This window comes from Nocardioides halotolerans DSM 19273, from assembly GCF_000422805.1.
GTDB lineage: Bacteria > Actinomycetota > Actinomycetes > Propionibacteriales > Nocardioidaceae > Nocardioides > Nocardioides halotolerans.
On record NZ_KE383925.1, the window covers coordinates 78157 to 91797 of the forward strand.

A 13641-nucleotide genomic window follows, 5' to 3' on the forward strand; every position below is an offset into this window, starting at 1 on the left:
CCTCAGGCGCCGACGGTGCTCATGTCGGCGTAGCGGTCGCCGACGACGGCGTCGCGCGGCACGGCGTTCGAGAGCGCCTCGAGGTCCTCGACGCTGAGCTCGACCTCGGTGGCGCCGACGTTCTCCTCCAGGTAGGGGATCCGCTTGGTGCCGGGGATCGGGGCGACGTCGTCACCCTGGGCGAGCACCCAGGCCAGGGCGAGCTGGCCCGGCGTGCAGCCGTGCTGGGCGGCCAGCTCCTTGATGCGGTCGACGAGCGCGAGGTTGGCGTCCAGCGCGTCTCCGGAGAACCGGGGGAACCGGCCCTCCCTGCGCGAGTCGCCGGCCTGGAGCGTCTCCCGGGTCACCGCGCCGGTGAGCATGCCGCGGCCGAGCGGGGAGTAGGGCACCAGTCCGATGCCGAGCTCGCGGATCGTCGGCAGGATCTCGTCCTCGAGGTCGCGGGTGAACAGGGAGTACTCCGACTGCAGCGCGGTGATCGGGTGCACGGCGTGCGCGCGGCGGATGGTGTCGGCCCCCGCCTCGGACAGGCCGAGGTGGCGGACCTTGCCCGCCTCGACGAGCTCCTTCATCGCGCCGACGGTCTCCTCGATCGGGACGGTCCGGTCGACGCGGTGCTGGTAGTAGAGGTCGAGGTGGTCGACGCCGAGCCGCTCGAGCGAGGCGTCGCACGCCCGCCGTACGTAGTCGGGGGAGCCGTTGATGCCGACCCAGCTGCCGTCGGGGTTGCGCTCGTTGCCGAACTTGGTGGCGAGCTGGACCTCGTCGCGACGGCCGGCGATGGCCTTGCCGACCAGCCGCTCGTTGGTGAACGGGCCGTACATGTCGGCGGTGTCGAGGAAGGTCACGCCGAGGTCGAGGGCCCGGTGGATGGTGTCGATGCCGGTCTGCTCGTCGGCGGTGCCGTAGAACTCCGACATCCCCATGCAGCCGAGACCGAGCTCGGGGACGGTGAGGGCGGACGTGGTTCCGAGAGTGCGTGCTGAAAGGGACATGCCCACCACTGAACTCCCTGGAGCGCGCTCCAGGTCAAGCGCGGGCGCTTTCGTGCCGGTCTGGTCCTCCCCAGGCCAATTTCGACGTTCCCGGAGCCGAGTACCGTGTCGACCGGGCAGCCTGTGGGGCGGGGTCGCGAGACAGTCGCGGTGCATGGCTACACAGGAGATGGCCCATGACACCCCAGCGTGCTTCCTTCGTCGCCCTCATCGCCGTGCTGATCGCCGCCGGCGCAACGGTGGGCGTCGTCCACGCCGCCACCGCGCCGGACAGGTCGAAGGCCGCGTGCTCCGCGAAGGAGGTCGCCCGGGCCAAGGCTGCAGCGAGGTCAGCCGGCAAGGGCCAGAAGAGCCTCGTCATCTGCCTGTCGTCGCGGCCCCCGCAGGCGACCCTGACCCAGACCGTCACAGCCACCGTCACGGAGACGGTCGAGTCGGTGGCGACCGTCACCGCGACGGCGACCACGACGACCACCGCCACGACCACCGCCACGGCCACCGTGACGGCGACGACCACTGCCACGACCACCGCGACGTCGGAGCCCACGAGCGCGAGCCCCACGCCGACGGCCACGCCGACCGCGACGCAGACCGCGACGCCGACCGCGCCACCCACGGGCACGCCGGGATGTGCCTCGACGGTGCCGAACGTGCCCGACGGGCCGGACGGCAGGGGCGGGTGCTTCCCGGGAACCGCGAACACGGGGCCGAACGCGCCGGCGGGGAGCATGGCGGTCTACACGGGTCCGTGCACGATCACCGCGGCGAACGTGGTGATCGACTCCAAGGTCGTCAACTGTCGCCCCCTCGACGTGCGCGGCAGCGGGTTGGTCCTGCGCAACTCCTACCTGAACGGGGGGATCGTGCAGGGCCAGGGGTCGGCGTCGTTCACGGTGCAGGACTCGTTGGTCGACAGCGGGGTGCAGTACCCGGCGTGCAGCAACGGCACCTGCCCGGCGGGGAAGTACGCGTGTGGCGACCTGGGGAACGCGACGTGGGACTGCGGGGTGACGGGGTCGAACTTCACGATCCTGCGGACCGAGATCATCAACTCCAACCGGGCGGCCTACTGCGAGCGGAGCTGCCTGATCCAGGACAGCTACTTCCACGGGACGAACCTGTGGCCGGACCCGAGCAACAACGTGCACGCCTCCTCGGTGCGCATGGAGCAGGGACTGACGCTGCGGCACAGCTCGATCCACTGCTCGTTCACCGGGCCCTACGCCAACGGCGAGATCGGCTGCTCGGCGGACCTGACCGGCTACCCCGACTTCACCGCGATCAAGAACAACACGATCGACGCCAACCTGTTCGTGGCCAGTCCCGGCAGCGGGTTCTGCGCCTACGGCGGGGCGACGCCGAACAAGCCGTACTCCAACGACCCGACCAACGCGACCAACCAGAAGTTCACGAACAACGTGTTCCAGCGCGGTGGCAACCAGAAGTGCGGCACCTACGGTCCGGTGACCAGCTTCAGCACGACCCGGACGGGCAACGTCTGGTCGGGCAACGTCTGGGACAACGGTGCGGCCGTGCCGCCGGCGATGTGACCGCTAGGCCATGGCCTAGGCCGACAGCTCCTGCACCTCGTTGAGGCGGTCCTCGTAGATGCCGATCTTGTAGTCGACGGCGCCGAGGTGATCCTGCACCTCGGCCAGCCGGGCCAGCACGACCTGGCGGTGCGCGCGCAGCAGGTCGAGGCGCTCCTGCTCGTTGCCCTCACCGGCGCGGACCAGGTCGGCGTAGCGGCGTACGTCGCGGATCGGCATGCCGGTCGAGCGCAGCTTGGTGATCAGGCGGACCCACTCGATGTCGCCGTCGGCGTACTGGCGGTGGCCCGACGCGGCGCGCGGGACCGCGCGCAGCATGAGCCCGTCGCGCTCGTAGTAGCGCAGCGTGTCGGCGGTCAGCCCGGTCAGGTCCGCGGCCTCGGCGATGGAGAGTCCTGTGTCCACGCTCCAGTGTCACCCCTGGAGTGCACTCGAGGTCAAGCGCGGTCGAACGCCGGCCGCTCGTGGGACGGCAGGGCGTACTCGCCGCCGACGACGGCGTTCTCGTCCGCGTCGTCGGGGCGAGGCTCGACGCGGTCGGCCCAGCCCTCCGCGTCGTCGACCGGGTCGTAGCCGAGGGCGTGGCCGGGCGCGAGGTCCCACCAGCGGCGGGTGTTGCGGGAGATGCCGTAGATCGCGGCGAAGCCGGGCGCCGGCGTGGTCAGCGCGGCGTCGACCATGCGCACGCAGTCGTCGTGGGACAGCCAGGTCGCGAGGTGGCGGACCGTCGCCGGCTCGGCGCGGAACGAGCCGATCCGGCAGCTGACGACGTCGAGGCCGTGCCGGTCGGCGTAGAGGCTCATGAGCGCCTCGGCGCCCGCCTTCGCGACGCCGTAGAAGGTGTCGGGGCGCAGCCGGGTCTCGACCGGCAGCAGGCCGTCGGCCAGCCCGGCCCGCGGGGTGTACCCCACCGCGTGGTTGGAGCCGCCGTAGACCAGGCGCCGCACGCCGTGCTCGACCATCGCGTCGAGGAGCGCCGCGGTGGTCACCACGTGGGAGGTGAGCGAGTCGGGCAGCGACTGCTCGCCCGGGTGGCCGGCCATGTGCACGACCGCGTCGAGGCTCGACTCGGCGAACTCCGCCTCGAAGACGTCGGCGACCGCGTCGGGGTCGGCGCAGTCGGCGGTGTGCCAGCCGTCGTCGAGCCCGTCGGGCTGCGGCACCAGGTCGAGGCCGACGACCTCGTGGCCTCGGTCGGCCAGCCCGACGGACAGGACTTGGCCGATGCTGCCGGCCGCGCCGGTCAGGAGTACGCGCACGTGAGGAGGCTAGTCGGGCTCGACGTGTGCAGTGCTCACAGGCGGGGGACGACCTGGGAGAGGAGCGAGCCCATCCGCTCGGCCGCCGCGCGGCCGGCCTCGAGGACCTCCTCGTGGTTGAGCGGCTCGCTGCTGATGCCGGCGGCGAGGTTGGTGACCAGGCTGATGCCGAGCACCTCCAAGCCGGCCTCGCGGGCCGCGATCGCCTCCAGCGTGGTGCTCATGCCGACCAGGTGGCCGCCGAGGATGCCGGCCATCCGGACCTCGGCCGGGGTCTCGTAGTGCGGCCCGGGGAACTGCACGTAGACGCCCTCGTCGAGGCTCGGGTCGACCTCGCGGCACAGCGCCCGGAGCCGGGCGCTGTAGAGGTCGGTCAGGTCGACGAAGTTCGCGCCCTCGATCGGCGACCGGCCGGTGAGGTTGAGGTGGTCGCTGATCAGCACCGGCGTACCGGGCGTCCAGCTCTCCTTGAGCCCGCCGCAGCCGTTGGTGAGCACGATCGTGCGGCAGCCCGCCCGCGCCGCGGTGCGCACGCCGTGCACGACCGCAGCGACGCCCTTGCCCTCGTAGTAGTGGGTGCGGCTCAGGAACACAAGCGCCCGGAGGTCGCCGACGCGCACCGACCGGATCCTGCCGGAGTGCCCGGCCACCGCTGCCGCGCTGAACCCGGGCAGGTCGGTGGTCGCGATCTCCGCGACGGTCTCGCCCAGCATCTCGGCCGCGGGGAGCCATCCGGAGCCGAGGACCAGCGCCACGTCGTGGCGCTCCACGCCGCTGAGCTCGGCGAGCTTCTCCGCGGCCTGCTCGGCGAGGTCGTAGGGCGACTGGTCGGTCGACGTTCCATCGGTCACGCGCAGGACTCTAGAGGGACACGTTCCCGATCGGCCGGGTCAGCGCTCCCTGGCGCCGGGACGGCAGCGCAAGGAGGCTGGTGGGCATGGACGAGACCCAGGCCTTCCTCGAGGAGGTGCTACCGCGTCAGACCGCCGCTGACCGGGCGATGCACGGCGGTGACCCTGGGCCCCGGCTCGCGATGTGGTCACGCCGGGACCCGCTGACGCTGCTGGGTGCGGCGATGCCCTGCGTGACGGGGGCCAGGGACGTGCGCGAGGCGTTCGAGGAGGTCTCCTCCTGGTTCTCCGACTGCCTCGAATTCGACATCGAGCTCATCGCCGCCGGCGCGTGCGGGGACCTCGCCTACACCGTGGTGTTCGAGCACACCGCGTGCTCGAGGGCAGGGGTGCCGAGGAGGTACCGCCTCCGGGTCACCCACGTCTACCGGCGCGAGCACGGCGAGTGGCGCATCGTGCACCGGCACGCCGACGAGCCACCCGGGGAGACGGCGTTCTCCGACTGACTCCTACAGCCCGGTCGAGCGACAGGGGCGCGCGCGCAGGGCGGTGACGTAGTCGGCCGGGGCGTCGGCGGCCTCGGCGGCATCAGCGAGCATGCCGAGGTACGACGCGGAGGGCAGGCCGCCCTCGTAGGCGTCGAGGACGTAGGTCCAGACGAGCGTCTCGCCGGTGAGCGTCGAGACGCGCACCTTGGTCTTGCGGTAGAGCCCCGAGTCGGCGGCCTCCCACCCGTCGAGGTCGGCCTCGTCCTCACGGGTGACGTCGTAGACCGCCACGAACACCTGGTCGATCGGGTCCTCGACGATCGTCGAGAGGGCGCCGTCCCAGCCGAGGTCCTCACCGCCGAAGGTGAGCCGCCAGCCGGTGAGCCAGCCGGTCGTCGACAACGGCGAGTGCGGGCAGCGCTCGCCCATGCGTGCCGGGTCCAGGTTGGTCCCGTACGCCGCATAGAGGGTCACGCGGAGCAGGGTAGTGGCCGCTGGCGGCGGGAAGTGTCAGCACTAGTCTGGCGTTGTGAACGACGTGACCCACTTCGATGTCCTCGTGCTCGGTTCCGGCCCCGGAGGGTACGTCGCCGCGATCCGCGCCGCGCAGCTCGGCAAGAGCGTGGGCATCGTCGAGGAGAAGTACTGGGGCGGGGTCTGCCTCAACGTCGGGTGCATCCCCTCGAAGGCGCTGCTCCGCAACGCCGAGATCGCGCACATCCTCACCCAGGAGAAGAAGACCTTCGGGATCGAGGGCGACGCCACGATGGCCTACGGCCCGACCCACCAGCGCAGCCGCTCGGTGGCCGACGCCAGCGCCAAGGGCGTCCACTACCTGATGAAGAAGAACAAGATCACCGAGATCGACGGCTGGGGCACGCTGACCGGCGAGGTCGACGGCAAGCACGGCGTCAGCGTCGACAAGGACGGCTCCACGTCGTCCTACACCTGCACCGACCTGATCATCGCCGCCGGGGCGAAGGTCCGGATGCTGCCCGGGATGTCGGTGAGCGAGCACGTCGTGACCTACGAGGAGCAGATCCTCGACGACCAGCTCCCCGGCTCGATCATCATCGGCGGCTCGGGCGCCATCGGCGTCGAGTTCGCCTACGTGATGGCCAACTTCGGCGTCGACGTGACGATCGTGGAGTTCCTCGACCGGATGGTCCCCACCGAGGACGCCGACGTCTCCAAGGAGCTGCTGCGCCACTACAAGAAGCTCGGCGTGAAGGTGCTGCTCTCCACCAAGGTCGAGAACGTCGAGGACACCGGCAGCGGCGTCAAGGTGACCGTCAGCCCGGCCGACGGCGGCGACAGCCAGGTCCTCGAGGCCGACAAGATGCTGGCGGCGTTCGGTTTCGCGCCGCGGGTCGACGGCTACGGCCTCGACGCGGCCGGGGTCGAGGTCACCGATCGGGGCGCGATCGCGGTCGACGCCCGCGGCCGCACCAACGTCAAGGGCATCTACGCGATCGGCGACGTCACCGGCAAGCTGATGCTCGCCCACACCGCCGAGGCGATGGGCATCGTCGCGGCCGAGACCATCGCCGACGCCGAGACCATCGAGATCGACTTCGACATGATCCCTCGCGCGACGTTCTGCCAGCCGCAGATCGCGTCGTTCGGCTACTCCGAGGCGCAGGCAAAGGAGAAGGGCTACGACGTCAAGGTCGCGCAGTTCCCCTTCTCCGCCAACGGCAAGGCCCGGGGCATGGCCGAGACGGCCGGGTTCGTGAAGATCGTCGCCGACGCCGAGCACAACGAGATCGTCGGCGCCCACCTGATCGGCCCCGAGGTCACCGAGCTGCTGCCGGCGCTGACCCTGGCCCAGAAGTGGGACCTCACCGCCGACGAGGTCGCCCGCAACATCTTCGCGCACCCGACGCTGTCGGAGGCGATGAAGGAAGCCGTCGAAGGCATCGCCGGCCACATGATCAACCTCTGACCGGGACGGACGCACGTGACAGACCACGTCGTCGTCATCGGCGGTGGCCCGGGCGGCTACGAGGCCGCCCTGGTCGCGGCCCAGCTCGGCGCCGACGTCACCGTCGTCGACACCGACGGCATCGGCGGGTCGGCTGTGCTGACCGACTGCGTCCCGAGCAAGACGCTGATCGCGACCGCCGAGCTGATGACCGACGTCGCCGGGGCCAACGAGCTCGGGGTGATGATCGCCGGAGGAGACGGGCAGAGCGACGGGCTCCGCGTCGACCTCGCGCGCGTCAACCAGCGGGTCAAGGCGCTCGCCCGGGCGCAGTCCGACGACATCGCACGCCGGCTCGAGAAGGAGGGCGTCCAGGTCCTCGAGGGCCGGGGGAGCCTGGCCGGCTCCGACCGGGTGGTCGTGGAGACGCCGGGCGGTCGCGAGGAGATCCTGCGCGCCCACGCGGTGCTGGTCGCGACCGGTGCCTCGCCGCGCACGCTGCCCACCGCCCAGCCCGACGGCGAGCGGATCCTGACCTGGGAGCAGGTCTACGACCTCGACGAGGTCCCGTCGGAGCTGATCGTGGTCGGCTCGGGCGTCACCGGCGCGGAGTTCGCCTCCGGCTACCTCGCGCTCGGCATCCCGGTCACGCTGGTCTCGAGCCGCGACCGCGTGCTGCCCGGCGAGGACGCCGACGCCGCCGCCGTGCTCGAGGACGTGCTGACCCGCCGGGGGATGACCGTCCTGTCGCGCTCGCGCATGGAGTCGGTGACCCGCTCCGGCGACGTCGTGACGGTGACGCTGACCGATGGCCGCACGGTCGAGGGCTCCCACTGCATCCTCGCCCTCGGGTCGGTCCCCAACACCGGTGACCTCGGCCTCGAGGAGGCCGGCGTGGTGCTCAAGGACGGCGGCTTCGTGAACGTCGACCGAGTCTCGCGCACCTCCGCGCGGGGCGTCTACGCCGCCGGCGACTGCACCGGCGTGCTGATGCTCGCCTCGGTGGCGGCGATGCAGGGCCGGATCGCGATGTGGCACCTCCTCGGCGACGCGGTCACGCCGCTGGACCTGAAGAAGGTGTCGTCCAACGTCTTCACCGCCCCCGAGATCGCCACCGTCGGCTGGTCTCAGCAGGCCATCGACGCAGGCGAGATCCAGGCGGAGGCGATCACGCTGCCGCTCTCGGGCAACCCGCGCGCCAAGATGCAGGGCGTGCGCGACGGCTTCGTGAAGCTGTTCTGCCGCCCCGGCACCGGCACCATCGTCGGTGGCGTCGTGGTCGGCCCGCGCGCGAGCGAGCTCATCCACCCGGTCGCGGTCGCGGTGGCCGAGTCGCTCACCGCCGACCAGCTCGCCCAGACCTTCACCGTCTACCCGTCGATGTCGGGGTCGGTGGCGGAGGCCGCGCGGAGGCTGCACCGCTTCCGCGCCTGACCCGACGCTGGCGGGCTCGGCGACAGCCACCTCGGCGAGGGCCTGATGGAGTGGGAGTACCTCCACCTCACCGCCCGCCGCGCCTGCCCGGCCCGGGGTTTGGGTGGCGCTTGGGTGGCCACCTAACCTCGGGAGGCATGACCCGCTCTCGTCCGCTCGGGGTCGGCCTGGGTGTCCTCGTCGCCACTGCTCTCGCGCTCACGCCGCTGCCGGCGAGCGCCGACGAGGTGCCCGCCGCCACGTCCTACACCGTGACCGGCTACGGCTACGGGCACGGCCACGGCCTCTCGCAGTACGGCGCGCAGGGCGCCGCCAAGCAGGGCCTCACGTGGAAGCAGATCGTCGGCTTCTACTACCCCGGCACCCGTGTCGGCCGCGCCCGGGGCACGATCAAGGTGCTCATCACCGCGGACCGCAAGGACGTGGTGGTCGACGCGCGCAGCGGCCTCCGGCTGAAGAAGGTGAGCGGCGGCAAGAGCTTCGTGCTGGCGAAGGTGCGCGCGAAGGCGACGCGCTGGCGGATCATGCCGCGCGGGTCGAGGAGCGTGGTGTCCTACCGCGTCCCCGGCCGTGGTGGCTGGCAGAAGTGGACGGCGTTCCCCGGCGACGCGGAGTTCTCCGCCGGCCGGCAGCCGCTCACCCTGCGGCTGCCGAAGCACCAGTCTGCGGAGTACCGCGGTGCGCTCCGCTCGGTGGCCAGGCACACCGTCAACGTGCTGCCCCTCGACCGCTACCTGCAGGGCGTCGTCCCGCGGGAGGTGCCGGCCGAGTGGCCGGCCCAGGCGGTCCGCGCGCAGGCGGTGGCGGCCCGCACCTACGCGGCGTCGGAGCGCGAGAGCGCCACGTCGTACTACGACATCTGCGACACCGAGTCCTGCCAGGTCTACGGCGGCGTGGCCGACGAGCACCCCGCCGCGACCGCGGCCGTGAGGGCGACGGCGGGCAGGGTGGTGCTCTACCAGGGCCGTCCGGCGTTCACGCAGTTCTCCTCGAGCAACGGCGGCTACAGCACCGCGGGCTCGCAGCCCTACCTCGTCGCGCAGCCCGACCCCTACGAGGCGTCCTCCGACAACCCCAACGACCCGTGGACGACCACGCTCACCCGCGCCCAGATCGAGAAGGCCTGGCCCGGCGTCAGCAAGCTCGAGAGCCTGTCGTTCGGCCGGGACGGGCTTGGAGCGCACTTCGGTGGCCGGGTCACATCCGTGACGCTCAAGGGCAGCCTCGGTGGCCTCCCCACGTCGGTGCAGGTCACGGGCGACGACTTCCGCTCCACGCTCGGTCTGAAGTCGACCTGGTTCGAGCTCGCGGTGGCCACCCCGAGGGGCTAGACCCCTTCTCGCTCCCGGGCGTCGTCGGCGTCCGGGCGACCGGTGATCACGTCCGCCCCGGCGACCACGAAGTCGCGCACCCACCGGTCGAGGACGGCGACGGCGACCGCGCCGTCGCGCGCCACGTCGTCGAGCCGCCGTCCGGCCAGCACGGCCAGCACCATCGACACCCGCGGATCGTGCTCGGATCGCGCGCGCGGCACCGGCGCCCCCTGCTTCCGGTTCCCCCCTCGGATCACGTTCCCCTCCCGTCTGCTCGGCCTCGCGGCCACCCGGCGGCGGCGAGCGCTGCCGGGTCCCCCACGGGGACGGTACTGCTCGTGCTCGGCCGTACGGCGCCGTTCGCGCAAACTGCCGTCGCCGGTCGAGACATCGACCGGGGAGCCCTGACGGGCGGCGTCACGCGAGCACGAGCACCAGGTCGCCGCCCTCGACGGCCTGGGCGCCGCTGATGGCGAGCCGCTCCACCGTCCCGGCGACGGGGGCGGTGATGGACGCCTCCATCTTCATCGCCTCGATCGTCGCGACCACGTCGCCGGCGCGGACCGTGTCGCCCTCGCCGACCACCGTGGTGACCACGCCCTGGAACGGCGCCGCGACGTGGCCGGGCCGCGACGGGTCTGCCTTCTCCGCGGCGGCCACCTCGGCGGCGACCGCGCGGTCCCGCACGCTGATCGGCCGCAGCTGGCCGTTGATCGTGGCCATGACGGTGCGGTAGCCGCGCTCGTCGGGCTCGCTGATCGCCTGGAGGCCGAGGATGATCGTCTTGCCCTCCTCGAGGGTCACCTCGTGCTCCTCGCCGTGGCGCAGCCCGTAGAGGTAGTCGATCGTCGGCAGCACCGACACGTCCCCGAAGGTCTCGCGCGCCTCCAGGAACTCGCGGGTCGGTCCGGGGAAGAGCAGCTCGTTGAGGGTGGCCCGGCGCGAGGCGGAGCTCCCGCCGGCGAGGGCCGAGGACTGCTCGGGCGTGAGCTCGCTCGCCGACGGCGTCCAGCTGCGGCCCGCGAGCGCCTTGGTGCGGAACGGCTCGGGCCAGCCGCCCGGCGGGTCGCCCAGCTCGCCGTTGAGGAAGCCGATGACCGAGTCGGGGACGTCGAAGCGCGCGGGGTCCTCGGCGAACTCCTCGGGGTCGGCGCCGAGACCGACGAGCGCGAGCGCGAGGTCGCCGACGACCTTGGACGACGGCGTCACCTTGGGGATGTGGCCGAGGACGTCGTTCGCGGCGGCGTACATGTCCTCCACCTGCTCGAACTTCTCACCGAGACCGAGCGCGATCGCCTGCTGGCGCAGGTTGGAGAGCTGCCCGCCGGGGATCTCGTGGCGGTAGACGCGGCCGGTCGGGGACGGCAGCCCGGACTCGAACGGCGCGTAGACGCGGCGCACCGCCTCCCAGTAGGGCTCCATCGCGTTGACGGCGGCGAGCGAGAGCCCCGTCTCGCGCGCCGAGTGGTCGGTCGCGCTCACCAGCGCCGACAGCGGCGGCTGCGAGGTCGTGCCGGCCATGCTCGCGCAGGCCGCGTCGACGGCGTCCACGCCCGCGTCGATGGCGGCGAGGAGGGTGCCGAGCTGGCCGCCGGGGGTGTCGTGGGTGTGCAGGTGCACGGGTAGGTCGAAGCGCTCGCGCAGTGCCGTCACCAGGGTGCGGGCGGCCGGCGCGCGGAGCAGGCCGGCCATGTCCTTGATCGCGAGCACGTGGGCGCCCGCCCCGACGATGCGCTCGGCGAGCCGCAGGTAGTAGTCGAGGGTGTAGAGGCGCTCGTCGGGGCTGGAGAGGTCGCCGGTGTAGCAGAGGGCGACCTCCGCGACGGTCGTCCCCGTCTCGCGGACGGCGTCGATCGCCGGCCGCATCTGCTCGACGTCGTTGAGCGCGTCGAAGATGCGGAACACGTCGAGACCGGTGTCGGCGGCCTCGCTGACGAACGCCCGCGTCACCTCGGTCGGGTACGGCGTGTAGCCGACGGTGTTGCGCCCGCGCAGCAGCATCTGGAGGCAGACGTTCGGCACCGCCTGGCGCAGCGCGGCGAGCCGCTCCCACGGGTCCTCGGAGAGGAAGCGCAGCGCGACGTCGTACGTCGCGCCGCCCCAGCACTCGAGCGACCACAGCTGGGGCGTGGCGCGGGCGACGTACGGCGCCACGGCCAGCAGGTCCGTGCTGCGCACCCGCGTCGCGAGCAGCGACTGGTGGGCGTCGCGGAAGGTGGTGTCGGTGACCGCGACGTCCGTCTGCTCGCGCAGCCGGCGCGCGAAGGCCTCGGGGCCGAGCTCCAGCAGCAGCTGCCGGGTGCCGTCGGGCGCCGGGACCGCGACGTCGGGACCGTGGTCGACGCTGGGGAGCTTGGTCGCCGGGTCGAGGGTGACAGGTGGCGCGCCGTGGGGCTGGTTGACGGTGACGTCGGCGAGGTAGGTCATCAGCTTGGTGCCGCGGTCGCCGCTCGCCCGCGCCTTGAGCAGGTGCGGGTGGGTCTCGATGAAGCTGGTGGTGACCCGGCCGGCGCGGAAGTCGGGGTCGTCGAGCACGGCCTGGAGGAAGGCGATGTTGGTGGTGACGCCGCGGATGCGGAACTCGGCGACCGCCCGGCGCGCCTTGGCGACCGCGACCTCGAAGGTCCGTCCGCGGCAGGTGAGCTTGGAGAGCATCGAGTCGAAGTGCGCGGAGACCTCGGCACCGGTGTACGTCGTACCGCCGTCGAGGCGGACGCCGCCTCCGCCCGGCGAGCGGTAGGTCGTGATCACCCCGGTGTCGGGGCGGAAGCTGTTGGCGGGGTCCTCGGTCGTGATCCGGCACTGGAGGGCCGCGCCCCGGACCTGGATGCTGTCCTGGCTCAGGCCGAGGTCGGCCAGCGTCTCGCCGCTGGCGATCCGGAGCTGCGACTGGACGAGGTCGACGTCGGTGATCTCCTCGGTGACGGTGTGCTCGACCTGGATGCGGGGGTTCATCTCGATGAACACGTAGCTGCCGTCGGGCGCGAGGAGGAACTCGACGGTCCCGGCGTTGCGGTAGCCGATCTCGGTCGCGAGGCGGACGGCGTCCGCGCACATCCGCGCCCGGACGTCGGGGTCGAGGTGCGGCGCCGGCGCGATCTCGACCACCTTCTGGTGGCGACGCTGCACGGAGCAGTCGCGCTCGAAGAGGTGGATGACGTTGCCGGCTCCGTCGGCGAGGACCTGCACCTCGATGTGCCGCGGCTCGACCACCGCCTGCTCGATGAACACCTCGCGGTCGCCGAACGCGCCCTCCGCCTCGCGCATGCACGTCTCGACCGCGTCGCGCAGGTCGCGGGGGTCGTCGACCCGGCGCATGCCTCGGCCGCCGCCGCCCGCGACCGCCTTCACGAAGAGCGGGTAGGTCAGGTCTCGCGCCGCCTCGACCAGCGTGTCGACGTCGGTGCTCGGCTCGACGCTCGCCAGCGTCGGCACCCCGGCCGCCTTGGCTGCGGCAATCGCCCGGGCCTTGTTGCCGGTCAGGGTCAGCACGTCGCTGGTCGGACCGACGAACGTGATCCCGGCGTTCGCGCACGCCTCGGCCAGCGCGGGGTTCTCGCTCAGGAACCCGTAGCCCGGGTAGACGGCGTCCGCCCCTGCGCGGACCGCGACGGCGACGATCGCGTCGGGATCGAGGTAGGCGCGCACCGGGTGGCCGCGCTCGCCGATCTCGTAGGCCTCATCGGCCTTCAGCCGGTGCTCGGACCAGCGGTCCTCGTGGGGGAAGACCGCGACCGTCCGCGCCCCCAGCTCGTAGGCCGCCCGGAACGCGCGGATGGCGATCTCGCCACGGTTGGCGACGAGCACCTTCGAGAACATGGTTGGAA

At 72.2% G+C, this 13641-nt stretch carries 12 protein-coding genes; 5 read left to right on the top strand and 7 right to left on the bottom strand.

Annotated features, from left to right (window positions below; all coding sequences use genetic code 11):
* Nucleotides 1–2 precede the first annotated feature (2 nt).
* Nucleotides 3–995 carry an aldo/keto reductase gene (locus G514_RS0120560; RefSeq protein ID WP_028653281.1) on the bottom strand — a complete coding sequence of 331 codons (993 nt, stop codon included), beginning with the start codon at nt 993–995 and terminating at the stop codon, nt 3–5.
* Nucleotides 996–1171: 176 nt separating this feature from the next.
* Here G514_RS0120560 and G514_RS29545 point away from each other — a divergent pair, with 176 nt between their 5' ends.
* Nucleotides 1172–2545: a hypothetical protein gene (locus tag G514_RS29545; RefSeq protein ID WP_051247920.1), complete on the top strand. Its 1374-nt coding sequence runs from the start codon at nt 1172–1174 to the stop codon at nt 2543–2545.
* 15 nt (nt 2546–2560) lie between these two features.
* On the opposite strand, the gene G514_RS0120570 is transcribed toward G514_RS29545, so the two are convergent.
* Genes G514_RS0120570 through G514_RS0120580 form a run of 3 tightly spaced genes read right to left on the bottom strand, consistent with a single transcriptional unit; the run spans nt 2561 to nt 4655 of the window.
* Entirely contained in the window at nt 2561–2950 is a 390-nt protein-coding gene (locus G514_RS0120570; protein ID WP_028653282.1) for a MerR family transcriptional regulator, read from the bottom strand.
* Between the two features lie 32 nt (nt 2951–2982).
* A complete protein-coding gene (locus G514_RS0120575) occupies nt 2983–3804 on the bottom strand; it encodes an NAD-dependent epimerase/dehydratase family protein (RefSeq protein ID WP_028653283.1) in 822 nt (273 codons plus the stop codon).
* A 35-nt stretch (nt 3805–3839) separates the two neighbouring features.
* A complete protein-coding gene (locus tag G514_RS0120580; protein ID WP_028653284.1) occupies nt 3840–4655 on the bottom strand; it encodes a purine-nucleoside phosphorylase in 816 nt (271 codons plus the stop codon).
* An 86-nt stretch (nt 4656–4741) separates the two neighbouring features.
* Here G514_RS0120580 and G514_RS0120585 point away from each other — a divergent pair, with 86 nt between their 5' ends.
* Nucleotides 4742–5161 carry a YybH family protein gene (locus tag G514_RS0120585; RefSeq protein WP_028653285.1) on the top strand — a complete coding sequence of 140 codons (420 nt, stop codon included), beginning with the start codon at nt 4742–4744 and terminating at the stop codon, nt 5159–5161.
* A 3-nt stretch (nt 5162–5164) separates the two neighbouring features.
* Here G514_RS0120585 and G514_RS0120590 read toward each other — a convergent pair whose 3' ends face one another.
* Nucleotides 5165–5617, bottom strand: coding sequence for a gamma-glutamylcyclotransferase (locus tag G514_RS0120590; RefSeq protein WP_028653286.1), 453 nt, complete (start codon nt 5615–5617; stop codon nt 5165–5167).
* 64 nt (nt 5618–5681) lie between these two features.
* Between G514_RS0120590 and lpdA the strand changes: the two genes are divergently transcribed.
* The 3 genes from lpdA (at nt 5682) to G514_RS0120605 (ending at nt 9832) form a co-directional block, all read left to right on the top strand.
* Nucleotides 5682–7088, top strand: coding sequence for a dihydrolipoyl dehydrogenase (lpdA, locus tag G514_RS0120595; protein ID WP_028653287.1), 1407 nt, complete (start codon nt 5682–5684; stop codon nt 7086–7088).
* Between the two features lie 15 nt (nt 7089–7103).
* Nucleotides 7104–8501 (top strand): NAD(P)H-quinone dehydrogenase, encoded by a 1398-nt coding sequence (locus tag G514_RS0120600; RefSeq protein ID WP_028653288.1) that lies wholly within the window; start codon nt 7104–7106, stop codon nt 8499–8501.
* 137 nt (nt 8502–8638) lie between these two features.
* Nucleotides 8639–9832, top strand: a complete 1194-nt coding sequence (locus G514_RS0120605; protein ID WP_028653289.1) for a SpoIID/LytB domain-containing protein — start codon at nt 8639–8641, stop codon at nt 9830–9832.
* Here the strand turns inward: G514_RS0120605 and G514_RS30510 are convergent.
* Nucleotides 9829–10002: a hypothetical protein gene (locus tag G514_RS30510; protein WP_157545083.1), complete on the bottom strand. Its 174-nt coding sequence runs from the start codon at nt 10000–10002 to the stop codon at nt 9829–9831. The two genes, G514_RS0120605 and G514_RS30510, sit on opposite strands and share 4 nt — an antisense overlap.
* 229 nt (nt 10003–10231) lie before the next feature.
* The gene (locus tag G514_RS0120615) at nt 10232–13633 is read right to left on the bottom strand and encodes a pyruvate carboxylase (RefSeq protein ID WP_028653290.1); all 3402 of its coding nucleotides are present in this window, start codon (nt 13631–13633) and stop codon (nt 10232–10234) included.
* Between the last annotated feature and the right edge of the window lie 8 nt (nt 13634–13641).